This is a genomic window from Aeromonas sp. R2-2 (assembly GCF_040908355.1).
GTDB classification, from domain to species: Bacteria; Pseudomonadota; Gammaproteobacteria; order Enterobacterales; family Aeromonadaceae; genus Aeromonas; species Aeromonas veronii.
This window is the reverse complement of sequence record NZ_JBFODQ010000006.1, coordinates 58,338-84,176: the sequence shown is the minus strand read 5'-3', so window position 1 is coordinate 84,176 and position 25,839 is coordinate 58,338. Positions and strand designations below refer to the sequence as shown.

Genomic DNA, 25,839 nt, shown 5'->3' with positions numbered 1-25,839 from the left:
AGAGGATGCTCAGCTGACAAGTGCTATTTTTAAATTTTTGAATCGTTTGAACAAGATACAACCAGAGCGGCTAAAAAGCCGCCCTGATTGTTCATTAAAACGCCGATTCAACCTGCTTGGCGATGCGCTGAGCCATGTCACGCACCTGCTGTTCATGCTCCCCTTCGACCATGACCCGGATCAGCGGTTCGGTACCTGATTTACGCAACAGTACGCGACCACGACCAGCCAGCTCCTGTTCCACCTTGGCAACCTCAGCCATGACAGCATCAGCGGCCAGCGGATCCTTGCCTTCGGCAAAGCGAACATTCACCAGCACCTGCGGGAACTTGCTCATGCCGGAGCGCAGCTTGGCAAGCGGCATCTCGGCACTGCGCATGGCGGTAAGCACCTGCAAGGCGGCTACGATGCCATCACCCGTAGTGGTCTGATCCAGACAGATAATGTGGCCGGAGTTCTCACCACCGATGCGCCAGCCCTTCTCTTCCATCATCTCCAGCACATAGCGGTCACCCACCTTGGCACGGGCAAACGGGATGCCCAGGGTTTGCAGCGCCAGCTCCAGACCCATGTTGGCCATCAGGGTGCCGACGACACCGCCTTTGAGGCGACCATTGCGCAGGGCATCGCGCGCGATGATATAGAGCACTTCATCACCGTCGATGAGATAGCCGGTATGGTCGACCATGATCAGACGGTCACCATCACCATCAAAGGCAACCCCCAGATCGGCCTTGCACTCCAGCACCTTGGCAACCAGTGCGTCAGGCGCAGTCGAGCCGACACCATCGTTGATGTTGAGACCATCCGGGGCACAGCCCATGGTGATCACTTCGGCACCCAGCTCGCGGAAAACCGAAGGCGCAATGTGATAAGTCGCCCCGTGGCCACAGTCGACCACCATTTTTACCCCATCCAGATTCATGTGGGAGGGGAAGGTGCTCTTGCAGAATTCGATATAGCGACCGGCGGCATCATCAATGCGCACCGCTTTGCCAAGTTCGGCCGACTCGACACACTTGAGCTCGTGATCCAGCTCGGCTTCGATAGCCAGCTCGACATCATCGGGCAGCTTGGTGCCGTCGGCGGAGAAGAACTTGATGCCGTTGTCGTAGAAGGGATTGTGGGAAGCGCTGATGACGATGCCAGCTTCGGCACGGAAAGTGCGAGTCAGGTAGGCAACCGCCGGCGTGGGCATCGGTCCCATCAGAATGGCCTTGAGGCCTGCCGCAGAGAGCCCCGCTTCCAGCGCGGATTCCAGCATGTAACCGGAGATGCGGGTATCTTTGCCAATCAGCACCTTTTTGGTGCCCTTCTTGGAGAGCACCTTGCCGGCAGCCCAACCTAATTTCATTACAAAATCAGGGGTGATCGGGTATTCGCCAACCTTGCCGCGCACACCATCGGTACCGAAATACTTTCTTGCCATTGTCTGTTCTCTTTATTATCTGGAAATAAAATCTTGTCCCGTCATTGCCAGCCAACCGACGCGCAATGCGTCCATGGTCTCCCGTACATCATGTACCCTGATGATACGGGCCCCATGCTGCATGCCGATAAGGGCGCATGCCAGACTGCCCGCCAGACGCTCATCCACCGGACGGCCCAGCAGGTTGCCTATCATAGACTTTCGCGACATCCCCACCAATAGCGGCAAGCCATAATCAAGCAGTTCCTTTTGAGCCGCCAACAGCTGATAGTTGTGTGCAAGGGTTTTGCCAAAGCCATATCCCGGATCCAGCAACAGCTCTTCACGACGGATCCCGACCGCCAGACAAGCCGCAATACGCTCATCAAAGAAGGCGCGTACCTCCCCGATCAGGTCGTCATAGTGCGGCTCGACTTGCATGGTTCTCGGCTGCCCCTGCATATGCATCAGACAGACAGGGACAGCAGCCTCAGCCGCGGCCTGCAGTGCTCCAGGTGCTTGCAGTGCCCGCACATCGTTGATCAGATGGGCTCCCGCCTTGCAACCCTCCCGCATCACAGTCGCTTTGGAGGTATCGAGGGAGATCATCACATCCAGCTCACGGACCATCTGTTCCACGACAGGAATGACCCTGTCCAGCTCCTCCTGCTCGCTCACATCGGGCGCACCAGGGCGGGTTGACTCGCCACCGATGTCGATGAGGGTCGCACCGTCAGAGACCATCTGGCGCGCATGGGCCATTGCCCGTTCAAACTGGTTGAAATTACCGCCATCGGAGAAGGAGTCGGGCGTCACATTGAGGATCCCCATCACATGGGGACGATCGAGGGAGAGGCTGAGCCCCTTGCTGGTTAACTGCATTTTCACGTCCATCTGATAAAGAAAAACCCCGGGCAAGCCCGGGGTTTGGAGAGTCACAATTATTTGGCCGGAGCATCGTTGGCTTTGTCGATAGTGACATCCGCCACCGGTGCAGCCTCATCGGCAGGCTTGGCCTCGGCAGCGACGGTGGAACCACCTTGCGGGGTATCACCGTGCTCGTCATGCCAGTTGCTCGGAGCACGTACCTCGCGACGCGCCATCAGATCATCGATCTGTTTGGCGTCGATGGTCTCGTACTTCATCAGTGCATCTTTCATGCTGTGCAACACGTCCATGTTATCCAGCAGGATCTGCTTGGAACGGGCGTAGTTGCGGTCGATGACCTGCTTGACCTCGGCATCGATGACACGAGCGGTATCGTCGGACATGTGCTTGGCCTTAGCCATGCTGCGACCGAGGAACACTTCACCATCTTCTTCCGCGTAGAGCATTGGGCCGAGACGCTCGGACATACCCCACTGGGTCACCATCTTGCGTGCAATGTCGGTCGCCCTCTCGATATCGTTGGACGCGCCGGTCGATACCTTCTCGGCACCATAGATCAGCTCTTCTGCCAGACGACCGCCATACAGACTGGAGATCATCGACTCCAGATGCTGCTTGGAATGGCTCCAGCGATCCTGCTCCGGCAGATACATGGTCACACCCAGCGCACGACCGCGCGGAATGATGGAGACCTTGTAAACCGGGTCATGATCCGGAACCAGACGACCAATGATGGCGTGGCCAGCTTCATGATATGCAGTCATCTCTTTCTCGGACTCTTTCATCACCATGGAGCGACGCTCCGCACCCATCATGATCTTATCCTTGGCCTTCTCGAACTCGGCCATGGAGACCACTCGGCGGCTCTCACGAGCAGAGAAGAGGGCTGCCTCGTTGACCAGGTTGGCCAAATCCGCACCAGAGAAACCGGGGGTACCACGGGCAATCAGTGCCGGATTGACGTCATCCGCCAGCGGAACTTTGCGCATGTGCACTTTCAGGATCTGCTCGCGACCACGGACATCCGGCAGACCGACCACAACCTGACGGTCGAAACGGCCCGGACGCAGCAGTGCCGGATCCAGTACGTCAGGACGGTTGGTGGCTGCGATGACGATGATGCCTTCATTGCCTTCAAAACCATCCATCTCGACCAGCATCTGGTTAAGGGTCTGCTCACGTTCATCGTGACCACCACCCAGACCGGCGCCACGCTGGCGACCGACCGCATCAATTTCATCGATGAAGATGATGCAGGGAGAAGATTTCTTGGCCTGTTCAAACATGTCACGCACCCGGGAGGCACCGACACCGACGAACATCTCCACGAAATCGGAACCCGAGATGGTGAAGAACGGCACCTTGGCCTCGCCCGCAATGGCCTTGGCCAGCAGGGTCTTACCGGTACCGGGAGGACCAACCAGCAGCACACCGGTCGGGATCTTGCCACCCAGTTTCTGGAATTTGCTCGGGTCGCGCAGATAGTCGACCAGCTCCTTCACCTCTTCCTTGGCTTCATCGCAACCTGCAACGTCAGCAAAGGTAGTCTTGATCTGATCTTCGCTCATCAGGCGAGCCTTGCTCTTGCCGAACGACATGGCACCTTTGCCACCGCCACCCTGCATCTGACGCATGAAGAAGACCCAGACACCGATCAGCAGCAGCATCGGGAACCAGGAGATGAAGATAGAGGTCAACAGAGACGGCTCTTCCGGCTTCTCACCCATCACTTTGACATTGTGATTGAGCATGTCGTTGAGCAGCTGGGGATCCGGCGCCGGGATGATGGTGGTGAATCGTTCACCAGTACGCTTGACGCCATTAATGACCTTACCGTCCATCCGCACTTCACGGATCTGCTCTTGGGTCACCTCTTTAACGAAGCTGGAATAGTCCAGCTGGCGACTGGTGGTATCGCTGGGGCTGAAGCTATTGAACACCGACATCAAAACGACGGCGATGACCAGCCACAGGATTAAGTTTTTCGCCATGTCACTCAAATCAGTAACCTCGCAGACTGACAGTTAACGATGAAGGTTAGGGTACTACAGTTTAAAACCGGTAGCCACAATGTAGACTTCCCGTGATCTGGCGCGGGATGAGTCTGGTTTACGAATTTTGACAGCGGAGAAAAGTTTACGAATTTCATTGAGATAGGCATCAAAGCCCTCTCCCTGAAACACCTTCACTACGAAACTGCCGTCACTACGCAATACCTGATTGCACATGTCCAGTGCCAGCTCGACCAGATACATGGCGCGAGCCTGATCCACCTGCTGGGTACCGCTCATGTTGGGCGCCATATCAGACATCACGACATCGACCTTGTCGGGACCCACTCGCTCCAGCAAGGCGCCGAGTACAGTTTCCTCCCGAAAGTCCCCTTGCAGGAAATCGACACCAGCAATCGGATCCATCGGCAAAATGTCACATGCGATGACGCGACCCGAATCACCAACCTGTTCAACCGCAAACTGGGACCAACCACCGGGGGCAGCTCCCAAATCCACTACGGTCATGCCATGTTTCAGCAAGCGATCCTTGCCCTGGATCTCGTCAATCTTGAAAACAGCACGAGAACGCAGGCCCATTTTCTGGGCTTTTTTGACGTATTGATCGTCGAAATGTTCTTTTAACCAGCGAGTTGAACTGGGGGAACGTTTTTTCTGGGTCATGATAATCGACTTTAAAAAACCACAAGGGTTATTAGTATTAAGGGCTAAGTGGGGGTAGAATACGCCCCTTTCAACCCTGACTTATGAAGAAATTGCGATGATTCTCAACAATAAACAGAAACAGTACCTCAAGGGCCTTGCCCATAGCCTCAAGCCTGTCGTCCTGCTGGGTCAGCATGGTCTGACCGAAGGTGTACTGGCCGAGATCGATCTGGCACTGAACCATCACGAGCTGATCAAGGTTAAGGTTGCCTCTGAAGATCGCGAAATGAAACAACTGGTTATGGATGCTATCGTCCGTGAAACCGGTTCAATCAAGGTGCAAAGCATGGGTCATGTGCTGACCATTTATCGTCAAGCCAACGAACCCAAAATCCAGCTGCCCCGCAAGTAAAAGGAAAGAGCATCGCTCTTTCCTTATTCCACTTCTTCCCGAGTCGCTTGCCAAAGTAGTCGCAAAGCCCTTAACCTGCGATGAATACTTCCGGACACGCATTATGGCTCACCATCCTATTCTGACCGACGATGAGCTGGCCATGCTGCGGGACTTGGGGAGCAATCAGGACACCCATGTTCTGAGTGGTCACCTCGATGCCCCCATGCTTGGCTTGCTGCAAAAAGCCGAACACCTTGTACTCGAAGCTCGCTTCGCAGGCCATCAGCTGCGTTTTCCTCTGAGCTTTACCCAAGGGGAAGATGGCTTCGTCGAGCCCCGCTTATCTGCACCGGTCATCAGGGAGCTGGGATTTGCGCAACCGCGCGCCTGGCGTCTCACCCAAAAAGCCAAGCTATGCAGCGAGCTGGGCCTGTTTCAGGTACTCAGCCTCTCCCTCAACGGCCTCATCGTGGAAAATTTGCCAACCGATATGGTGGCCGATACTCCCATCAACGGCGAGCTCTGTATCGAGCAAGAGGCCCCTCTTCCACTGCAGGGACGACTGGTAAGGCGCATCAAAGCCAATGCCGAGCATGCCACCTGGGCGCTGAGCTTTCAAATGAGCGAGAGCAACATCGAACGGCTGCGCCACTGGTTGTTTCAGCGTCATCAAGACGCCTTTACCGAGGCGTATCTGTCCTGATTTTTATCAATAATCATATAGATAAAGACAAACAGGGGAGCACCAGCCCCCCTGTTTCATCGTCTGTAGCATTCGCTTAGATATAAGCGACTTCCAGTACTTCGTATTCCACATCGCCAGCAGGGGTCTTGACGATTGCAACATCGTCCACTTCCTTGCCAATCAGGGCGCGGGCAATGGGGGAGTTGACAGAGATGAGGTTCTGTTTGATATCAGCCTCATCATCACCCACGATGCGGTAAACCACCTCTTCCTCTGTCTCGCTCTTGAGCAAAGTCACCGTCGCGCCAAAAATAACGCGGCCGTTGTTGGTCATCTTGGTGACATCGATCACCTGCGCATTGGAGAGCTTGGCTTCAATCTCCTGAATGCGGCCTTCACAGAACCCCTGCTGCTCGCGAGCGGCATGGTATTCGGCGTTTTCCTTCAGATCACCGTGCTCACGGGCATCGGCAATCGCTTCGATAATCTGGGGACGAAGCTCGGTCTTGAGATAATCGAGCTCTTCGCGCAGCTTCTCAGCGCCGCGAACAGTCATCGGAGTATGATTCATAGTCGAAACCTGGGTTGCTTGAAAATAGAAACTGCGGCCATCTGCAAGGAGGCCGCAGCAATCGGTTCGGATGAGGCATCTTAATATGAAGCCAACACAAAATCCACGTCAGCCCCCTGATGCAGATCCCACTTGCGTCATCGATATTACCCTCGCTTACTTCCCTTCCGGTACGGAAATGGGGGCCGAAACAGTCGGTTTGCCCTGCATGATGGCGATCTCCACCCGCCGGTTCATCCGACGATTTTCAGGGGTCGTATTGGGCACCAATGGTTGGGAGTCCGCCATCCCCTGCACCACCAGTCGCCCCTGATCAAAACCGGGGACCTTCAGCATCTGGTGCGCCACCGCCACCGCCCGTTGCGACGACAACTCCCAGTTGGACTGGAACAGCTCATCTTCGGTCGCGACGTTGTCAGTGTGACCGGAGATGGTGATTTCACCCGGCACATCCTTGAGCAGGGTCGCGACCTTGCGAATAACCGGCCAGAACTGGGGCTGCAGAAATGCCGAACCGGCCGGGAACGACGCTTTTTCCCTGATCCGGATGATGATCTGCTGGCCCAGAGCCTCAATTTCGATGGCACCGTCCTGGATCTGATCTTTCATCTGCTCGGCGAGGGCTTTGGCCAGGGTATTGGACTGTTCTTGCGCCTTCTTTGCATCCTGCGCGGTATCGCCCCCCGTCTGCTTGCCATCACTCTTGTCCTGACCACCTGCCTGATCCGCCTCGCCGGGCAGAAACTCCAGTTCGGTCTGAGTCATATCGATGGTCTGCTGCATCACGGTATCAATCGGCGTGGGCTCAGGGCGACCGGGCCGGAACTCCTGGGCAATCACCGAGGTTCCCTTGGGAATATCTTTCACCTCAAGGATGTTCTGCACTCCGAAAGCATTCTTCATAGAGCCCGCGATCTGCTTGAACTTGAGTACATCCATCTCGGCAAAGGAGAGCAGCAGCACGAAGAAGCACATCAGCAGCGACATCAAGTCGGCAAAGGTGCCCATATAGGCAGGAAGACCGGGGGGGGGACATTTGCAATCAGACATGGTGCTTACTCCGCGCCGGTATTGCGTTTGGACTGGCTCAGATAGTTCTGCAGCATGGACTGGATCACCCGCGGGTTCTGGCCATCCTGAATCCCCATAATGGCATCAAGGATCAGGGTACGACTGAGCTTCTCCTCCCCGCTGCGCAGCTCCAGCTTGTCAGCAATAGGAATAGCGATCATGTTGGCCTCAATCGCTCCGTACAGGGTGGTAAGCAAGGCCACCGCCATTGCCGGACCGATCGACTTGGGGTCACTCATATTTGACAACATAGCCACCAGGCCCACCAACGTACCTATCATCCCCATGGCTGGGCCCAGATCCCCAAGGGTACGGAAGACCTTGATGGCAATGACATGGCGCTCGGCTGTCAGGTCGATATCCTTTTCCATCACGGCACGCACCACTTCGGCATCGTGACCATCCACCAGCATGTCGATCCCTTTCTTCATAAATGCATTGGGGATCTCTGCTGCCTCCAGCGCCAGAAACCCCCCTTTGCGAGCCGCATCAGCCAGTTCAACGGCTTTGGCGATCAAATCGTCGAGCTTGTCGCCCTTGTACATAAAGGCTTTGCCCGCCACCTTGAAAGCCAGAAAAAACTGCCCGATATTGAACTTCATCATGGCGATGAAGATTGAGCCAAGAATAGTGATATAGACCGATGGCATATCGATAAACATGCTCAACGAGCCACCAAGGATCATGCCGTAAATCACGACACCGAATCCTAAAACGATACCTAACAAGCTCCCTAGATCCACGTCCCTACTCCTGTCACCGGTTCTTATGCCTAATTATAGTTTGTTGAATTTTCTGCTATTGCGACCCTAGCGGCAAGCATGCATCCACTGAGAATGATGGCTCATTATCGGCCAGTTTAGCGAGAGTTTGAGGGGGCAATGCTTTTCTGCCTCCCCCCTGTGGACGGTCGATGTTAATATAAGCCGTTTTTTTCAATCCCCGAGGATGGACATGGCCAGTAAAAAAATCGACCGTCTGAGTTTTGATGCCACTCTGGAAGAGCTGGAAACCATCGTTCATCAGCTGGAACAAGGTTCCCTACCCCTGGAAGAGGCACTCAAGCAGTTCGAGCAGGGCGTTCATCTGGTTCGGGCCGGTCAGCAGAAGCTGGAACTGGCCGAACAGAAGATCCAGATCCTGCTCAGTCAAGCCGATGGCAGTGACCAGCTCGCCCCCTTCCAGCCAGAACAAGGAGAGGAGTGAGTGGCGCTGGACCATTTTTCCCGTCTGCATCGTCAGCGTATTGACGACTGTCTGTCAGCACAACTTGAATCCTTGCCCGCCATGGCGCCGCGTCTGCGCGATGCCATGAGTTATGGCCTGCTGCTGGGCGGCAAGCGGGTTCGCCCGTTTCTGGTCTACGCGGTCGGCGAGATGCTGGGCGTCAAAAGTGAACTGCTGGATGGCCCTGCGGCTGCCGTGGAGTGCATCCACGCCTACTCCCTGCTGCACGATGACCTGCCCGCCATGGATAACGACGACCTGCGTCGTGGTCAGCCAACCGTTCACAAGGCGTTTGACGAAGGAACTGCCATTCTGGCCGGTGATGCGCTGCAGACCCTGGCGTTCTCCATTCTGGCCGATCATCCCATGCCCGACTCCTTGATGACCAACCGGGTGCGGATGCTGAGTACCCTCGCCCGCGCCTCCGGCTATCTCGGTATGTGTGGCGGTCAGGCGCTGGATCTGCAGGCCGAAGGGCGCCAGATCTCGCTCGCCGAACTGGAGCAGGTACACCGCCACAAGACCGGTGCGCTGATTGAATGTGCCGTGGCGCTCGGCGCCCTGTGCAAAGCCGATGTCGATGACGCCACGCTGGCTGCACTGCAAACCTATGCCTCCGCCATCGGCCTCGCCTTCCAGGTGCAGGATGACATCCTCGACATCACAGGCGATACCGCCACCCTGGGCAAGCCGCAAGGTTCTGACCTGGCGCTGGAGAAAAGTACCTATCCAGCCCTGCTCGGACTCGAAAATGCCCGTGAGCTGGCTCGCGAACTGCATGGGAAAGCCTTAACAGCCCTGCAATCCTTGCCCTACAATACCGACATTCTGGAAGCGTTTGCCGATTACATCATCGAGCGAACCCACTAAACGCTGGATAACAGTAACAATATGAGCGTTGATATTAGCAATTTCCCCAACCTGGCCCTCGCGGACACCCCGATAGAGCTGCGTTCCCTGCCCAAAGAGCGGCTACCGGTGCTGTGCAACGAGCTGCGCGAATATCTGCTGCGCTCCGTCAGCCGCTCCAGCGGACACTTTGCCTCCGGTCTCGGCACGGTCGAACTGACCGTGGCCCTGCACTACGTCTACAACACCCCGTTCGATCGGCTGATCTGGGATGTGGGCCATCAGGCCTATCCCCACAAGATCCTGACCGGGCGCCGCGACCAGATCCACACCATCCGGCAGAAGGATGGTCTGCACCCCTTCCCCTGGCGTGGCGAAAGCGAGTACGACGTGCTCTCCGTCGGCCACTCCAGCACCTCCATCGGTGCCGCGCTCGGTATGGCGGTTGCCGCCGAGAGTGAAGGGCTGGGCCGCAAGGTTGCTGCGGTGATCGGTGATGGCGCCATCACGGCGGGGATGGCTTTTGAAGCGCTCAACCACGCCGGCGACGTCCATAAAGACATGCTGGTGATCCTCAACGACAACGAGATGTCCATCTCCGAGAATGTCGGCGCGCTCAACAACCATCTGGCCCGGGTCATGTCCGGCAAGCTCTACACCACCATCCGCGAAGGCGGCAAGAAGGTGCTGGCCGGTCTGCCGCCGGTCAAGGAGCTGGCCAAGCGGGCCGAAGAGCACCTCAAGGGGATGGTGGTGCCCGGCACCCTGTTCGAGGAGTTCGGCTTCAACTACATCGGCCCCATCGACGGTCACGATATCGAGGCACTTGTCGAGACCCTGCGCAACATGCGCAATCTCAAGGGGCCGCAGCTGCTGCACGTCAAGACCAAGAAGGGCAAGGGCTACGAGCCCGCCGAAAAAGACCCTATCGGTTATCATGCCGTGCCCAAGTTCAATCCGGACGAGTGCGCCCTGCCCAAGGCGAGTGGTGCCAAGCCCACCTTCTCGGCCATCTTCGGCCAGTGGCTGTGCGACATGGCAGCCAAAGACGAGAAGCTGGTCGGCATCACCCCCGCCATGCGCGAAGGCTCCGGGCTGGTGAAATTCAGCCAGCAGTATCCGGATCGCTACTTCGATGTGGCTATTGCCGAGCAGCACGCGGTCACTTTTGCTGCCGGTCTTGCCATCGCCGACAAGAAGCCGGTGGTCGCCATCTATTCGAGCTTCCTGCAGCGCGCCTACGATCAGGTGATCCACGACGTAGCGCTGCAAGATCTGTCGGTGCTGTTCGCCATCGACCGGGCCGGTCTGGTGGGCGCCGATGGTCCGACCCATCAGGGGGCGTTCGATATCAGCTTCCTGCGCACCGTGCCCAACATGGTGGTGATGACGCCATCTGACGAGAACGAGTGCCGCCAGATGCTCTATACCGGCTATATCCATCAGGGCCCTGCAGCAGTGCGCTATCCGCGCGGCAGCAGCCTGAGCGACGCCCCCATCTCGTCAGAGATGCAGGCACTGGAGCTCGGCAAGGGATGTATCCTGCGAGAGGGCAAGGGCACTGCCATTCTGGCCTTTGGTACTCTGCTGCACCACGCCAAAGCGGCCGCCGAAGTGCTGGATGCCACCTTGGTGGATATGCGCTTTGTCAAACCGATGGATGAGGCACTGGTGCTGTCGCTGGCGGCCAGCCACGATCAGTTCGTCACTCTGGAAGACAACGCCATCATGGGCGGCGCCGGTTCGGCGGTGAACGAACTGCTGATGCGCAGCAAGCAGTGCAAGCCGGTGCTCAACCTTGGCTTGCCGGATCGCTTCGTGGAACAGGGTACCCAGCAGGAGATCTATGCCCTGCTCGGTCTGGACGATGCAGGCATCCAGCGCAGTATCGAAAGCTGGCTGCAAGCCTGATAACGTGTTAAAGCTATCAAACAAAAGAAGGGCGCCTCACTGGCGCCCTTCTTATTTTGCGTTTCTTACTTGGATTACCCTTTGTAGATCTTGGGGTTAAATACATCCCGCAGCCAGTCGCCCAGCAGGTTGATGACCAGCACCAGCACCACCAGACAGATGCCCGGGAAGGCGGTGATCCACCAGGAGCCGGAGAAGATGTAGTTGAAGCCGACGCTAATCAGCGAACCGAGCGAGGGCTGATCAACCGGCATCCCCAAACCAAGGAAGGAGAGCGCCGCCTCGCTCATGATGGCGTTGGCCACCTGCACTGTGGAGATAACCAGAATGGGCGACAAACAGTTGGGCAGAATGTGGCGGAACATGATGCGCGGGGCGCGGAACCCCATCACCTTGGCCGCCTCCACATACTCCTTCTTCTTCTCCGCCAGCACAGAGGCGCGCACAGTACGGGCGTACTGCGGCCACTCGGCAATACCGATGATCACCACCAGCATCATGATGGCGAACTTCGAGTAGAATTCGGAGCCAAAGGTTGCCTGAAAGATGGCGGAGATGATGATCGCCACCATCATGGTGGAGAACGACAGCTGCACATCGGCAAAGCGCATCAGCAAGTTGTCGATGCGGCCACCGAAGTAACCGGCAATCAGACCGATGACGATACCGAGCACCAGCTGCAGCGCCACCGCAAACAGACCGATGGTGAGGGAGATACGGGCGCCATAGAGAATGGTACTCCAGATATCCCGCCCCTGGTTGTCGGTACCGAGCCAGAAACGCTCCTCGCCGCCTTCGAGCCAGGAGGGGGGCAACTCGGCATCCATCAGATCAAAACTGGTCTGGTCATAGACGTTGTGCGGGGCGAGCCAGGGGGCCAACAGCGCCGCCAGCACAAATACCACGAACACCGCAAAGCTGAACATGGCTACCTTGTCCCGCAGGAAGTAGTAGACGATGTCTGAGTTCTTGAATCGTGCCCAACGGCTTGGGCTTGCAGTTACAGCGTTACTCATGCTTACCCCTTGGCAGTCAGGTTAACAGTCGGGTTAATCAACCCGTAGAGCAGGTCGACCAGGGTATTGGTCACCACGAAGATCAGTCCCACGAAGATGACGTAGGCGGTGATCAGCGGGGTATCGACCCGGTGGATCGCCTCAAGGAACAGGAAGCCGGTGCCCGGCCACTGGAACACGCTCTCGGTCAGGATGGTGTAGGCCACCATGGTGCCGATCTGCACCCCGCCGACGGTAATGACCGGCAGCATGGTGTTCTTCAGAGCGTGCTGATAGTAGACCTTGTTGTTATCCAGCCCTTTGGCGCGGGCGAATTTGACGTACTCGGAGGAGAGCTGCTCCAGCATCTCGGAGCGCACCAGCCGGATAAACAGCGGCAGCATGATGGAAGAGAGGGACACCGCGGGCAGGATCAGGTGCAGGATGCCATCCCAGGTAAAGAAGCCCGACTCCCAGCCCAGCAGGTTACGGGTCTCGCCGCGCCCATAGGCCGGCAGCCAGCCCAGCTGGATGGAGAAGAGGTACATCAGCATGATGGCGGTCAAAAATACCGGGATCGAGATACCGATACTGCTCCCCGCCATGATGATCTTGGTGGGAATGCTGCGCGGGCGGATCGCCGAATAGACACCGAGTGGAATGGAGACCACCACGATGATAAGCGCGGCAGCAAACACCAGCTCAAGGGTAGCCACCAGCTTGTCGAGGATCACCTCGAGAGCAGGTCGCTTGAAGAAATAGGAGGTGCCCAAATCCCCATGCACCGCATTTTTCAGAAAGCGGCTGTATTTGATGAGGAAGGGATCGTTAAGGCCCATCTTCTCGCGCAACTCGTGACGCTGGGCTTCGGAGACGGATTGTCCCACCAGCTCGCGCAACGGGTCACCCAGATTATCCTGGATGGAGAAGGCGACCAGGCTGATGACGAACATCACTATCACGGCCTGATAGAACCGTTTCAGCAGGAATGTAAACATGCTTGTCCTTCTACGTGGCCTGTGTCGTGGCACAGGCTTCTGTTAGTGGGCGGAGTGGCCAGCTGACCACCCCGCCCCGTCCTTCCTTGCGACGTTCTCTTACTTGCTGACCACCAGGTCACCCAGGTAAGGGAAGTTCATCACGTTGACCACCGGCTTGATGTCGACGTTCTTCTTGGCGCCATAGGCCAGATCTTCCCAGTGCAACGGCACGTAGGCAGCATCTTCGATCAGCATGGCTTCGACCTTCTTGAGCATCTCGGCACGCTTGGCCGGATCGGTCTCGGCGTTGGCATCCATCACCAGCTTGTCAGCTTCGGCGTTGGCGTAACCGGCGCAGTTGTACTGACCCATACCAGTCTTGGCGTCCTTGGTGAAGGTCAGGAACTCGAAGAAGTTCGCGGTATCTTCAGTGTCGGAGTGCCAGCCGATCAGCTGCATGTCTGCGGCGCACTTGTCAAACTCTGGCCAGTACTGGGCCACCGGCATGGTCTTCAGATCCACCTTGATGTTGATCTTGGCCAGCATGGCGGAGACAGCCTGGGCAATCTTGACGTCGTTGACGTAGCGGGCAGCCGGGGAGATGAAGGTCATCTTGAAGCCTTTCTCGTAACCGGCCTCTTTCATCAGCTCCTTGGCCTTGGCCAGATCATACTGGGGCACCAGCGCCTCGTTGTGACCGGCATAGCCTTTCGGACTCAGCTGGCCAGCAGGGGTACCGAAGCCCTTGTTGATCTTCTCAACGATGCCCACCTGGTTGATGGCGTAGTTGATCGCCTGACGTACACGCTTGTCTTTCAGTGCCGGGTTGGTGTTCTGGTTCAGCTCGATGATGATGGCGCGGGTACCGGACAGGGTGACCAGCTGGGAGTCCTTGCCATTCTTCACGCGCTCCAGATCGTTGGGCGCAACCGGATAGATCATGTCCACGTCGCCACCCAGCAGGGCTGCAACACGGGTCGCATCTTCCTTGATCGGCACCACGGTCAGGTTCTCGACGTTACCCTTGGAGGCTTTGTCCCAGTAGTTGGCGTTGCGGGCATAATCCAGCTTCACACCCTGCTCGCGGAACTTGACGGTGAACGGGCCAGTACCGGAAACGTGGGTAGAGGCATAGGAGTCGCCGTTTTTGACGATCTCGGCCTTGTCTTTGCCCGCTTCGGTCTTGCCGGTATAGAACTTGGAGTCCATCGGGAAGATGTAGGTGACGGTCTGCAGCACCAGCGGGAACGGCTTGGCGGTGACGAGATCGACGGTGTAGTCATCGACCTTCTTCACTTCGCTGATGGGATCGAAGATCGCCTTGAAGTCGACGGAGGATTTCAGGCGGTTAACGGTCCACACCACGTCGTCAGCGGTGAAGTCGTTACCGGAGTGGAACTTGACCCCTTTGCGCAGATGGAAGCGGACGGTCTTGTCATCGACACGTTCGAACTTCTCGGCCAGACGGGGCTCGAACTGCAGGTCCTGGGTGTAACGCATCAGGGGATCGAATACCAGGTGCGACATCTCCAGGGTCTGACCGGAGAGCTGCTCCTGCGGATCCAGCGAAGTGGCGTCAGAAGCGACACCCACCTTGATATCAGCGGCTGAGACACTGAAGGCGAAACCGGCGGCAAACAGCGCCAGGGCAATCTTGGACAATCCTTTCTTCATCTTGTTCTCCATGCTTTTGGCTTTCTTATGACACTTTTTTTGACAAGCAGACCGGCGCACCGGCGCTCTCCTAGCTTGCGATTTCCAGCCCCTCGCGGGACATTCCCTTGAACTCCGGCATGAGGGAGATCAGCTTGCGGCTGTACTCATGCTCGGCATTGGTAAAGAGTTTCTCGGTCTCGGCCACTTCCACCAGATGACCGTGCTGCATCACCCCGATGCGGTCGCACATCTGGCGGATCACCGGCAGATCGTGGCTGATAAACAGCATGGTGAGCTTGAGCTCCTGCTGCAGATCCTTGAGCAGGTTGAGGATCTGGGCCTGCACCGACACATCCAGCGCCGAGGTCGGCTCATCGCAGATAAGGAAGCGCGGGCGAGTGGCCAGGGCGCGGGCAATGGAGATACGCTGGCGCTGACCGCCGGAGAACTCGTGGGGATACTTGACCCCGGCACCACGACCGAGACCCACGTGATCCAGCAGATCGCCGACAATCCCCTCAATCTGGCTCTCGCTGCTCGCCAGCTGATGGAAGCGGATCGGCTCGGCAATGATGTCGCGTACCTTCATCCGCGGGTTCATCGACGAATAGGGGTTCTGGAACACCATCTGCATCTGGCGACGCAGCGGGCGACGCTCGCGCTCGCTCTTGAGAGCTGTCAGATCGATCCCCTCAAAGAAGATTTTGCCGGTATCAGGCGGATAGAGACCGGTGATGGCGCGGGCAATAGTCGATTTGCCGGAGCCCGATTCCCCCACCAGACCGAAGGTCTCCCCTTCGAAGATCTCGAAGCTGATGTTGTTGCAGGCGCGCACATACTGGCGACGGCTCGGGAAGATGGAGTCCTTGGTGACGAACTTCAGATCGACGTTCTCCACCCGCAGCAGCGCCCCTTCATAGGCACGCTCGTCCTGACTCTGGCCGAGCCAGTGGGTCTTGAGGTCAATATTGGTATCCGGCGCACTGGCATCCTCGATATAGGAGACCAGCGGGAAGCGCACCAGCTTCACATCGGAACGGGGGACCGCCGAGATGAGGCTGCGGGTATAGGGGTGATTGGGGTTGCCCAACACCTGTTCGGTCAGGCCGAACTCCACCAGATCGCCGCGATACATCACCGCCACCTTGTCGGTAACGTTGGAGACCACGCCCATGTCGTGGGTCACCAGCATGCAGCCCACCTGACGCTCTTTGCAGAGGGCGCGGATAAGCTGGAGGATCTGATCCTGAATGGAGACGTCGAGCGCCGTGGTCGGCTCATCGGCGATGATCAGCTCCGGATCGCAGGAGAGCGCAATGGCGATAACCACCCGCTGACGCATGCCACCGGAAAATTGGTGTGGATACTGCTTGATGCGCAGCTCCGGCTGCGGAATACCCACCGCCCCCATCAGCTCCAATGCCTTGGCAAAAGCGGCTTCGCGAGAGAGGTCGGTATTGGCCAGAATGGTCTCCACCAGCTGATGCTCAACGGTGAACAGCGGGTTGAGGGAGGTCATGGGGTCCTGGAATATGAACCCGATACGGGAGCCACGGATGGCCCGCATCTCGTTCTGGCTCTTGCCGGAGATGAGCTCGCCATTGAGATAGATATCACCGCGGGCGATGCGACCCGGCGGGCTCAGGAGATCGATAACGGCGTTGCCGATGGTGGACTTGCCGGCGCCGGATTCACCGACCACCCCGACAATCTCACCCTTTTCGATAGAGAAAGAGAGATCCTTCACCGCGGCCAGCACCCCGTAACGGGAGGGGTACTCGATCCGCAAGTTCTTTACTTCGAGCAAGGACATGTTTACCTCTGCGGGGGACATCCGTCCCAAATAATTCGTCCGTAAATCAGCCGCAGATGCCGGTTGTTACCTTGGGCAATATTTGCTCAATCCATGAGGCAGCGAAACCAGCGATCCGGGCGGGTTTTTTGCATTTTTTTGGAATAACCCGCGAGTAACTTAGACGGTTTGACCACGGGTGTAAATGATTGAGTTATACAATTCCGCAATGTTTTGTGCAGATAACCACCAACTCGGCAGAGATAAATGATGATTTTCATCACACAAATGGCCGGTGCGTCCGTACATCTATTGGTATCATTACTTTAATTTCAACAACAACGCAACAAGCAGCATTTATCACTATTTCCAAAACAATCGCCAGCCCCGAATGAGTAGTGAATATTTATGTGAAATGGATGATAAACGGCAGCATATGCCGATGAATGAAAATTAAGCAGATATAAATCGGGGGATGCCAGAACGGTCATCCCCCGGAAGGGGGCACTCAACCGAGCCAGAATGCCAGTAATTGCATACAAAACAGGGCGAACAGGCCAGCGATCAGATCGTCCAGCATGATGCCCAGGCCACCGTGGATCCGGCGATCAAACCAGGAGATGGGCCAGGGCTTGAGCACGTCAAACAACCGGAACAGCGCGAAGCCCGCCACCACCCACTCCCAACCGGCTGGCGCGGCGATCATGGTGACACCAAAACCGATCACCTCGTCCCAGACGATGGCGCCGTGATCCGGCATGCCGATGGCATCGGTGGCGCTCTGGCAGATACGGATCCCCACAACAAACCCCACCGCCAGCAAGGCGATAAACCAGTGGGTCGGCAGCCCGCTCACCAGCAGATAGAGCGGAATGGCCGCCAGGGTGCCCATGGTGCCCGGCGCTTTGGGGCTGAGACCGGAACCAAACCCCACCGCCAAAAAATGAAGCGGATTTTTCAGATCCAGTCGTGTCAGCTCGGGCTTTATCCTGAACAAACTCATGCGAAGTGATCCCACCCTTTCAGTTGCAACTCGACCGCTTGGTCGCCACGCAGGTAGTCGATGCCCGGCTCGCCCGCCACGATGCGGCCGATGCGGCTGAACTTGACCCCGCTGTGGGCCAGCGCCGTATCGAGCGCGCCGCGGTGCTCCTCCGGTACGGTAAAGCAGAGCTCGTAGTCATCGCCACCGGCCAGCGCCAGCTGCCACGCATCCTGCTCGCTCACCGCATCCTGCAGCACCGGCGAGAGCGGCAGCAGATCGAGATCAATCTGGGCCCGCACGCCGGACGCCTTGAGGATGTGGCCGAGATCTGATGCCAGACCGTCGGAGAGATCCAGCGCACTGCCCGCCAGTCCGCGCAGCGCCTGTCCGGCCAGAATGCGGGGATGGGGGTGGTCGAGGCGCGGCAGCACGGCCGCCAGCTGGTTCTCGTTGAGGGTGCGTTTGCCCAGCAGGTGGGAGAGCGCCAGGGCGGCATCCCCCAGAGTGCCGGTCACATAGATGCCGTCACCGGCTTTGGCACCGCTGCGCATCAGGGCGCGACCGGCAGGCACCGATCCCTTGACCGACACCGTGATGGAGAGCGGCCCGCGGGTCATGTCCCCGCCCACCAGCGCCACGTTGTAGTACTCGGCGAGCTCCAGGAATCCTTCGGCAAAGCCGGCAACCCAGCTCTCGTTAATGGCCGGCAGCGTCAGCGCCAGCGAGACCCAGCGCGGCTCGGCCCCCATGGCGGCAAGATCGGAGAGATTGACCGCCAGCGCCTTGTAGCCGAGATCGACCGGATCCATGTCGGGGAAGAAGTGCACGCCGCTGACCAGGGTATCCGTGCTCACCGCCAGCTGGGTGTCGGGGGGCAGGGTCAGCAGGGCGCAATCGTCTCCAGGGCCCATCACCACGTCCTTGCGGGCGTGGGGGACCTTGAAGTACTTATCAATCAGCTCGAATTCACCCATACAGTAAAAAGCCAGCGATAAGCTGGCTCCTCTATTAGATGCTGATGAACGCAGCTATCAGCGCTTGTCCAGCGACTTGATTACCTTGTCCAGTACACCGTTGACAAACTTGTGGCTGTCATCGGCAGCAAAAGCTTTGGCCAGCTCGATCGCTTCGTTGATGACCACGCGCGGCGGCACATCATCACGACGGGTCAGCTCGTAGGTCGCCAGACGCAGGATCGCCTTGTCCACCATGTCCACTTCTTCCAGCGGACGGGAGAGGAAAGGTGCAAACACCTTGTCCAGCTCGCTGCAGTGGAGGGCTACCCCGAACAGCAGATCGCGGAAATAGTTCAGGTCTACACCCTTGGTGTCCTGATCGATCTTGAACTGCTCTTCGATGTCACCCACGTTAGCCTTGGTCATCTGCCACTGGTAGATGGCCTGGGTGGCGCAATGGCGGGCTTTACGGCGCTCAGACGGTTTCAATGCATTTCTCCTCGTTACACGTCCAGTTCTTTCAGGACGTTGATCATTTCGAGCGCTGCCAGTGCAGCCTCTGCACCCTTGTTACCCGCCTTGGTACCTGCACGCTCGATGGCTTGTTCAATGTTTTCAGTGGTCAGCACACCGAAGGCGACGGGGATTTCATACTCCATCATCACCTGGGCCATGCCTTTGCTGTTCTCGTTTGCCACCAGATCGAAGTGGTAGGTGCCGCCACGGATGACAGTACCGACCGCCACGATGGCGTCATATTTGCCGCTCTTGGCCAGCTTCTTGATAACCAGCGGCATTTCAACTGCGCCCGGTACTTTCACCAGAGTCAGATTGCTGTCCTGCACTTGACCTTGACGCTTCAGTACGTCTACTGCACCACTCACCAGGCTGTCGTTGATGAAGCTGTTGAAACGGGCAACGACAATGGCAACGCGCGCCTCGGGAGCGGCAATGTTTCCTTCGATAACCTTCATTGGAAATCCTGTATCTGTGAAAGCAAAAGGGCCGGAGTCAAAAGTGCGCACATTCTAGCACAACAGACCCACGACAAAAACCATGGCCGCAACGAGCGGCCATGATCGCCAATTCAACGAGCCGGCGTGGTCATGCGCCGGCATACGCCACGCCTTGCCGAGGACGGATAACGCCCTCTGCAAGCCGCAGCTGTAGCGTTTATTCGCCTATGTATTCAACCACTTCCAGACCGAAACCGCCGAGGGCATGGTACTTCTTCGGCGAGCTCAACAGGCGCATCTTGCTTACGCCAAGGGCCTTGAGGATCTGGGAGCCAACGCCCACCCGACGCGAAGTACCCTGCCACTTGGCTCCTTCCGGCGCCAACCCCTTGTCGGCGGCTTCAAAACCCTTGACCCGGGCCAGCAGCTCGGCGCCGTGGGCTTCCGCCCCCAGGATCACCAGCACACCGCCCTCGTCGGCGATGCGGGCCATGGACTTGGGCAGCGGCCAGCTGCGGGCTGCATGGCGGTCGGTCAACAGCAGATCGCTCAACACGTCGTGCAGATGGACGCGAACCAGCGTCGGCTGGTCGGCCTGCACCTCACCCTTTTTCAGGGCGAAGTGAACCTGATTGTCGATGGTGTCGCGGAAGGTGATGAGGTCAAACTCGCCAAACTCGGTCGGCAGCTTGCACTCGGCCACCTTCTCGACCGTGGTCTCGTGCTGGTTGCGGTACTCGATAAGGTCGGCAATGGTGCCGAGCTTGATGCCGTGCTCCTCGGCAAACAGCTCCAGATCAGGACGGCGCGCCATGGTGCCATCTTCGTTGAGGATCTCGACGATGACGGCGGCAGGCTCGAAACCGGCCAGACGGGCCAGATCGCAGCCCGCTTCGGTGTGACCGGCACGGGTCAGCACACCGCCATCCTGCGCCATCAGCGGGAAGATGTGGCCCGGCTGCACCAGATCGGCTGCCTTGGCATTGGGCGCCACAGCGGCCTGCACGGTCACCGCACGATCAGCAGCTGAGATACCTGTGGTCACCCCTTCTGCCGCCTCGATGGAGACGGTAAAGGCGGTGGAGAACTGGGCATTGTTGCGATCTACCATCAGCGGCAGCGCCAATTGCTTGCAGCGATCCCGGGTCAGGGTCAGGCAGATGAGGCCACGGCCGTAGCGGGCCATGAAGTTGATATCCTCCGGACGGACACAGGAGGCGGCCATGATGAGGTCCCCTTCGTTCTCCCTGTCTTCGTCATCCATCAGGATCACCATCTTGCCAGCCTTGATGTCGGCAATGATTTCCTGGGTTGTGCTCAGCGCCATGGGCTACTCCATCTGTCTATTTGGGGATTGAGCCCGCAGGCTCAACGGGAATGCGAGATATGCTGCTCTAGATTGGGGCGCATGGCCCCATTTCAATCGGAGCGGGATCACAGAAAATCGTTTTGGTCGGGGCCAACACCCCGACCATCAGAGAAAACCGGCCTTGGCCAGCTTGTCCAGAGTCAGGGTAGAGGCGCTGCTCTCCTGACTCTTGCCCATCATCAGCCGCTCCAGATAACGGGCGATCTGATCCACCTCGAGGTTGACCTTGTGACCCGGCTTCCAGCTGGCAATAGTGGTCTCCTGCGCGGTGTGGGGCACGATCGTCAGGCGGAACAGATCGCCCTGCACGGCGTTGACGGTGAGGCTGATGCCATCCACCGCAATGGAGCCTTTCTCGGCGATGTAGCGGGAGAGTTCCCCCGGCGCCTTGATCCAGTACTCGATGGCGCGGCCGCTGCTGGAGACGCTTTTCACCTCCCCTACCCCATCCACGTGGCCGGAGACCAGATGGCCGCCGAGGCGGGAGGTGGGCATCAGCGCCTTCTCGAGGTTGACCCGATCGCCCACTCTGGCGGCGGCAAAACCGGTACGGGAGAGGGTTTCCAGCGACACATCAGCGGTATAGCTCTTGTCGCCCAGCGCCACCACGGTGAGGCAGACACCATTGGTGGCGATGGAGTCGCCCAGTTTGACGTCGCTAAAATCCAGACCTGGTGCGTGGACGGTGAGGGCCATGTCATCGCCCTGACGGCGCAGCTCGGCCAGGGTTCCCACCGCTTCGATAATTCCGGTAAACATGCAGATCACCTTGCTGATGACGGGGGCTGATTATGCCCCCTTGAACATTGATAAATCAGGCTATTTTGGCGGTAATGCGAATATCCGGCCCCACCATGCGCACATCCTTGATGGCGAGCTTGGGGGCCTGGAACAGCCGGGTCAGACCCGGCAGATGGAACAGGCCACGCCCCTCATCCCCCATCAGTTTGGGCGCCTGATAGAGCACCAGCTCATCCACCAGCCCCTTCTCCAGCAGGGCGCCGCACAGCCGTGGCCCCGCCTCGACCAGTACCGAGTTGACGTTCTGTTTGGCCAGCAGCATGAAGAGGCTGACCAGATCCAGCTTGCCATCCAGCAGCGGCAGCTCCAGCTGCTGCACCCACTCGGGCCACTCGCCGGACGCCTTGTGACGGGCCAGCAGCACTGGACTCTCGCTCTTGAACAGCGGCAGATCTGGGGTAAGGCGGTTTTGCGAATCGACGATGACCCGCAGCGGCTGGCGCAGGGTCTCTTTGGGATAGCTCGCCTTGACCGAGGAGGGCAGCTCGTCCCAGCGCACGGTCAAGGAGGCACCGTCAGCCAGCACGGTTTCAGCGCTGGAGAGCACCGCATCGTGGCGGGCCCGCAGCCGCTGCACGTCACGGCGCGCATCCGGGGAGGTGATCCACTGGCTCTCGCCGCTCGCCATGGCGGTGCGGCCATCGAGGCTGGCCCCCAGCTTGACGGTCACCCGCGGGAAGGCGGTACGCATCCGCTTGAAAAAGCCCAGGTTGAGCGCTTCGGCTTCGCTCGCCAGCAGGCCGAAATCTGTCTTGATCCCCGCTTCGGAGAGCATCCGCAGGCCACGCCCACCCACCTGGGGATTGGGATCGACCATGGCTGCTACCACCCGGGCCACGCCGGCGTTGATCAGCGCCTCGGCGCAGGGGGGAGTACGACCGTGGTGGGAGCAGGGTTCGAGGGTTACATAGGCGGTGGCGCCACGGGCGTTGTCACCGGCGGCGCGCAGGGCATAGACCTCGGCATGGGGCTCGCCCGCCTTCTGATGCCACCCTTCACCAACCACCACGCCATCTTTGACCAGCACGGCGCCGACGCAGGGGTTGGGGGCCGTGGTGTAGCGGCCGCGGCGGGCCAGTTCGAGGGCCCGACTCATCCATTGGTAATCATCTTGACTAAACATTCGGGCTCCTTTGACAACACATCTCGACTTTACGCAGTATCGTAGGTTCGATTAGCGCAGCGTGATCGGACGCGGCAACATGGGTGAGAATGGCGGTTTACTTCTCCAGCTTGGCGATCTCTTCGCCGAACTCTCGAATATCTTCGAAGCTGCGATAGACGGAGGCAAAGCGAATATAGGCCACCTTGTCCAGACTCTTGAGCTCATCCATCACCAGATTGCCTACCAGCTCGGAGGCGACTTCACGCTCGCCGGTGGCACGCAGGCGGGATTTGATATGGTTGACCGCCTTTTCGATGGCCTCCATGCTCACCGGCCGCTTCTCCAGCGCCCGCAGGATGCCGGCGCGCAGCTTGTCTTCGTTGAACGGCTCGCGCGAGCCGTTGGACTTGATGACGCGGGGCATCACCAGCTCGGCCATCTCGAAGGTGGTAAAACGCTCGTGACAGAGCAGACACTCACGACGGCGGCGCACCTGATGGCCTTCTGCCACCAAGCGGGAATCGATCACCTTGGTATCAACCGCACTACAGAATGGGCAATGCATCGGACCTCCGGCGTTAATGGAACAGGGACCGGCCCGGCGGGCCAGGATCTAGGTCGGCCAGTGTAGCACGGCCATCCAAAACCGGTAAAAGCCAGAAAAAACAATGCCACCCGCAGGTGGCATTGGTCTCAAACCGGATGGTCTGGTTTATCAGCCATAAACCGGGAAGCGGCGGCAGATATCCAGCACCTTCTCACGTACGGTGGCCAGCACGGCATCGTTGTCGTGGTTGTCCAGTACGTCGCAGATCCAGTGGGTCAGCTCGATGGACTCGGCTTCCTTGAAACCGCGACGGGTGATGGCCGGGGTACCGATCCGCACACCGGATGTGACGAACGGGGAGCGCGGATCGTTCGGCACGGAGTTCTTGTTGACGGTGATGTTGGCTTTGCCCAGCGCAGCGTCAGCATCCTTACCGGTCAGCTCGCGGCCGATCAGGTCAACCAGCATCAGGTGGTTGTCGGTACCGCCGGAGACGATCTTGTAACCACGCTCGATAAAGGTGGCGGCCATCGCCTTGGCGTTTTTCACGACCTGAGCCTGATAGGTCTTGAACTCAGGCTCCAGCGCCTCTTTGAAGGCAACGGCTTTACCGGCGATAACGTGCATCAGCGGGCCACCCTGACCACCCGGGAAGACGGCAGAGTTGAGCTTTTTGTAGAGCTCCTCGTCGTCAGCGGCGGAGAGGATCAGACCACCGCGCGGACCGGCCAGGGTCTTGTGAGTGGTGGAGGTGACCACGTGAGCGTGGGGAACCGGGTTCGGGTAGACGCCAGCGGCAATCAGACCCGCCACGTGGGCCATGTCGACGAACAGGTAGGCACCGACCTTGTCGGCGATTTCGCGCATGCGGGCCCAGTCAACGATGCCGGAGTAGGCGGAGAAGCCACCGATCATCATCTTCGGCTTGTGCTCGACAGCCTGACGTTCCATGTCGTCGTAGTCGATCTTGCCGGACTCATCGATACCGTAAGGCACGATGTTGTAAAGCTTGCCGGAGAAGTTGACCGGAGAGCCGTGGGTCAGGTGACCGCCGTGTGCCAGGTTCATGCCCAGTACGGTGTCGCCCGGCTGCAGCAGAGCCATGTAAACGGCGCTGTTGGCCTGGGAGCCGGAGTGCGGCTGCACGTTGGCGTAAGTTGCACCGAACAGCTCTTTGGCGCGCTCGATAGCCAGGGTTTCGACCACATCCACATACTCGCAACCACCGTAGTAACGCTTGGAGGGGTAACCTTCAGCGTACTTGTTGGTCAGCTGGGAGCCCTGGGCTTCCATGACACGGGGGCTGGTGTAGTTCTCAGACGCAATCAGCTCGATATGCTCTTCCTGACGACGGGTTTCGTCTGTGATGGCCTGCCACAATTGCGGATCATAATTGGCGATGGTCATGTCACGTTTCAACATCCGTTTCTCTCCTGAAAATCGTTTGCGCGTTAGGTGAAGTGGGCGCGGGCATTGTAACGTGAGCTGGATCAAAGCGACAGTCCAACCACCTAAAAAAATGTTGAATTTATGTTGTAAAAAGCAAGATTCCCTCCCCGTTCAATACCCTGGCCGCTCCGCCAAACGGCACATTTTTCATCCCGCTGCGGGCGGGCAAAACCCGAAGGGGATCACAACGCCCTCTTTATCCATCCTGTAACATATTCATTCGAAACAAATTTAATGGTGATGGAGCTGATTGCAGCCATGCATCCGAGGGGCTGCACCTAACCGGAGGAGTTCAAGATGGACCATCTGCTGACATTCGTGATCCTGGCTGTCTTTTTTCTGTTCTACTGGGTCTACTACACCAGCCAACGCAAGCATGTCCCCACCACCTCGTGGGATCAACTCCCCACCAAAGCCGACTATCTGGCGGCCCACCCTGAATCAGTCGATGGCGACATCGTCTTCTGTTATCACTGCGGCCACCACGAGTTGCTGGAGGTAGGCATGGTGCACCTGACCGATTTTCGCCGGGAATGGGTCTGTGCCAAGTGCAAGCAGGTGCTGTTTCGCGAGAGCGAATAACGGCG

Annotated in this window: 26 protein-coding genes; 6 read left to right on the top strand and 20 right to left on the bottom strand. The window is 58.2% G+C overall.

The window, feature by feature from the left end; translation table 11 throughout:
- Positions 1–94: 94 nt before the first annotated feature.
- Genes glmM through rlmE form a run of 4 tightly spaced genes read right to left on the bottom strand, consistent with a single transcriptional unit; the run spans position 95 to position 4,971 of the window.
- Complete coding sequence (gene glmM / locus AB5Z09_RS01135) at positions 95–1,429, bottom strand: phosphoglucosamine mutase (protein ID WP_005338823.1); 1,335 nt, start codon at positions 1,427–1,429, stop codon at positions 95–97.
- Between the two features lie 15 nt (positions 1,430–1,444).
- Entirely contained in the window at positions 1,445–2,290 is an 846-nt protein-coding gene (gene folP, locus AB5Z09_RS01130) for a dihydropteroate synthase (RefSeq protein WP_224968602.1), read from the bottom strand.
- 59 nt (positions 2,291–2,349) lie between these two features.
- Positions 2,350–4,296 (bottom strand): ATP-dependent zinc metalloprotease FtsH, encoded by a 1,947-nt coding sequence (gene ftsH / locus AB5Z09_RS01125; RefSeq protein WP_005343537.1) that lies wholly within the window; start codon positions 4,294–4,296, stop codon positions 2,350–2,352.
- A 45-nt stretch (positions 4,297–4,341) separates the two neighbouring features.
- Complete coding sequence (gene rlmE / locus AB5Z09_RS01120) at positions 4,342–4,971, bottom strand: 23S rRNA (uridine(2552)-2'-O)-methyltransferase RlmE (protein WP_005338828.1); 630 nt, start codon at positions 4,969–4,971, stop codon at positions 4,342–4,344.
- A gap of 97 nt (positions 4,972–5,068) precedes the next feature.
- Here rlmE and yhbY point away from each other — a divergent pair, with 97 nt between their 5' ends.
- Positions 5,069–5,365: a ribosome assembly RNA-binding protein YhbY gene (gene yhbY / locus AB5Z09_RS01115; RefSeq protein WP_005338829.1), complete on the top strand. Its 297-nt coding sequence runs from the start codon at positions 5,069–5,071 to the stop codon at positions 5,363–5,365.
- A 103-nt stretch (positions 5,366–5,468) separates the two neighbouring features.
- Positions 5,469–6,050 carry a PilZ domain-containing protein gene (locus AB5Z09_RS01110; RefSeq protein WP_368194454.1) on the top strand — a complete coding sequence of 194 codons (582 nt, stop codon included), beginning with the start codon at positions 5,469–5,471 and terminating at the stop codon, positions 6,048–6,050.
- Between the two features lie 76 nt (positions 6,051–6,126).
- Here the strand turns inward: AB5Z09_RS01110 and greA are convergent, their stop codons facing one another.
- The 3 genes from greA to pomA all read right to left on the bottom strand — a co-directional run bounded on the left by greA (position 6,127) and on the right by pomA (position 8,417).
- On the bottom strand, positions 6,127–6,603 hold the full coding sequence (gene greA / locus AB5Z09_RS01105) for a transcription elongation factor GreA (RefSeq protein ID WP_005343528.1): 477 nt from the start codon (positions 6,601–6,603) through the stop codon (positions 6,127–6,129).
- A 156-nt stretch (positions 6,604–6,759) separates the two neighbouring features.
- Complete coding sequence (locus AB5Z09_RS01100; protein WP_031227624.1) at positions 6,760–7,653, bottom strand: flagellar motor protein MotB; 894 nt, start codon at positions 7,651–7,653, stop codon at positions 6,760–6,762.
- Between the two features lie 5 nt (positions 7,654–7,658).
- Entirely contained in the window at positions 7,659–8,417 is a 759-nt protein-coding gene (pomA, locus tag AB5Z09_RS01095) for a flagellar motor protein PomA (RefSeq protein ID WP_005338837.1), read from the bottom strand.
- Between the two features lie 211 nt (positions 8,418–8,628).
- Here pomA and xseB point away from each other — a divergent pair, with 211 nt between their 5' ends.
- Genes xseB through dxs form a run of 3 tightly spaced genes read left to right on the top strand, consistent with a single transcriptional unit; the run spans position 8,629 to position 11,661 of the window.
- Positions 8,629–8,880: an exodeoxyribonuclease VII small subunit gene (gene xseB, locus AB5Z09_RS01090; protein ID WP_005338838.1), complete on the top strand. Its 252-nt coding sequence runs from the start codon at positions 8,629–8,631 to the stop codon at positions 8,878–8,880.
- Entirely contained in the window at positions 8,881–9,771 is an 891-nt protein-coding gene (gene ispA, locus AB5Z09_RS01085; RefSeq protein WP_368194453.1) for a (2E,6E)-farnesyl diphosphate synthase, read from the top strand. It abuts the gene before it with no gap.
- Positions 9,772–9,792: 21 nt separating this feature from the next.
- Positions 9,793–11,661, top strand: coding sequence for a 1-deoxy-D-xylulose-5-phosphate synthase (gene dxs, locus AB5Z09_RS01080; RefSeq protein ID WP_368194452.1), 1,869 nt, complete (start codon positions 9,793–9,795; stop codon positions 11,659–11,661).
- A gap of 74 nt (positions 11,662–11,735) precedes the next feature.
- On the opposite strand, the gene AB5Z09_RS01075 is transcribed toward dxs, so the two are convergent.
- The 13 genes from AB5Z09_RS01075 to glyA form a co-directional block, all read right to left on the bottom strand.
- Positions 11,736–12,677: an ABC transporter permease gene (locus AB5Z09_RS01075; RefSeq protein ID WP_040068611.1), complete on the bottom strand. Its 942-nt coding sequence runs from the start codon at positions 12,675–12,677 to the stop codon at positions 11,736–11,738.
- 2 nt (positions 12,678–12,679) lie between these two features.
- A complete protein-coding gene (locus tag AB5Z09_RS01070) occupies positions 12,680–13,654 on the bottom strand; it encodes an ABC transporter permease (protein WP_005349514.1) in 975 nt (324 codons plus the stop codon).
- A gap of 99 nt (positions 13,655–13,753) precedes the next feature.
- Positions 13,754–15,310: an ABC transporter substrate-binding protein gene (locus AB5Z09_RS01065; protein WP_021230378.1), complete on the bottom strand. Its 1,557-nt coding sequence runs from the start codon at positions 15,308–15,310 to the stop codon at positions 13,754–13,756.
- Positions 15,311–15,380: 70 nt separating this feature from the next.
- Complete coding sequence (locus AB5Z09_RS01060; protein ID WP_368194451.1) at positions 15,381–17,105, bottom strand: dipeptide ABC transporter ATP-binding protein; 1,725 nt, start codon at positions 17,103–17,105, stop codon at positions 15,381–15,383.
- 487 nt (positions 17,106–17,592) lie between these two features.
- The gene (locus AB5Z09_RS01055; protein ID WP_005349509.1) at positions 17,593–18,087 is read right to left on the bottom strand and encodes a phosphatidylglycerophosphatase A; all 495 of its coding nucleotides are present in this window, start codon (positions 18,085–18,087) and stop codon (positions 17,593–17,595) included.
- Positions 18,084–19,043 carry a thiamine-phosphate kinase gene (gene thiL / locus AB5Z09_RS01050; RefSeq protein ID WP_368194450.1) on the bottom strand — a complete coding sequence of 320 codons (960 nt, stop codon included), beginning with the start codon at positions 19,041–19,043 and terminating at the stop codon, positions 18,084–18,086. Before thiL ends, AB5Z09_RS01055 begins: the two co-directional genes overlap by 4 nt.
- 57 nt (positions 19,044–19,100) lie before the next feature.
- Positions 19,101–19,514 (bottom strand): transcription antitermination factor NusB, encoded by a 414-nt coding sequence (gene nusB / locus AB5Z09_RS01045; RefSeq protein WP_158110278.1) that lies wholly within the window; start codon positions 19,512–19,514, stop codon positions 19,101–19,103.
- 14 nt (positions 19,515–19,528) lie between these two features.
- Complete coding sequence (gene ribE, locus AB5Z09_RS01040; RefSeq protein WP_033114139.1) at positions 19,529–19,999, bottom strand: 6,7-dimethyl-8-ribityllumazine synthase; 471 nt, start codon at positions 19,997–19,999, stop codon at positions 19,529–19,531.
- Between the two features lie 199 nt (positions 20,000–20,198).
- Complete coding sequence (ribBA, locus tag AB5Z09_RS01035) at positions 20,199–21,308, bottom strand: bifunctional 3,4-dihydroxy-2-butanone-4-phosphate synthase/GTP cyclohydrolase II (RefSeq protein WP_033114138.1); 1,110 nt, start codon at positions 21,306–21,308, stop codon at positions 20,199–20,201.
- A gap of 147 nt (positions 21,309–21,455) precedes the next feature.
- A complete protein-coding gene (locus tag AB5Z09_RS01030; RefSeq protein WP_005358459.1) occupies positions 21,456–22,109 on the bottom strand; it encodes a riboflavin synthase in 654 nt (217 codons plus the stop codon).
- A 55-nt stretch (positions 22,110–22,164) separates the two neighbouring features.
- Positions 22,165–23,274: a bifunctional diaminohydroxyphosphoribosylaminopyrimidine deaminase/5-amino-6-(5-phosphoribosylamino)uracil reductase RibD gene (ribD, locus tag AB5Z09_RS01025; RefSeq protein WP_368194449.1), complete on the bottom strand. Its 1,110-nt coding sequence runs from the start codon at positions 23,272–23,274 to the stop codon at positions 22,165–22,167.
- A 97-nt stretch (positions 23,275–23,371) separates the two neighbouring features.
- Complete coding sequence (gene nrdR, locus AB5Z09_RS01020) at positions 23,372–23,821, bottom strand: transcriptional regulator NrdR (RefSeq protein WP_005338880.1); 450 nt, start codon at positions 23,819–23,821, stop codon at positions 23,372–23,374.
- A 150-nt stretch (positions 23,822–23,971) separates the two neighbouring features.
- Positions 23,972–25,225 carry a serine hydroxymethyltransferase gene (gene glyA / locus AB5Z09_RS01015; protein ID WP_005338884.1) on the bottom strand — a complete coding sequence of 418 codons (1,254 nt, stop codon included), beginning with the start codon at positions 25,223–25,225 and terminating at the stop codon, positions 23,972–23,974.
- Between the two features lie 324 nt (positions 25,226–25,549).
- Between glyA and AB5Z09_RS01010 the strand changes: the two genes are divergently transcribed.
- Positions 25,550–25,834, top strand: coding sequence for a hypothetical protein (locus AB5Z09_RS01010; RefSeq protein ID WP_127006328.1), 285 nt, complete (start codon positions 25,550–25,552; stop codon positions 25,832–25,834).
- The last annotated feature ends 5 nt before the right edge of the window (positions 25,835–25,839 follow it).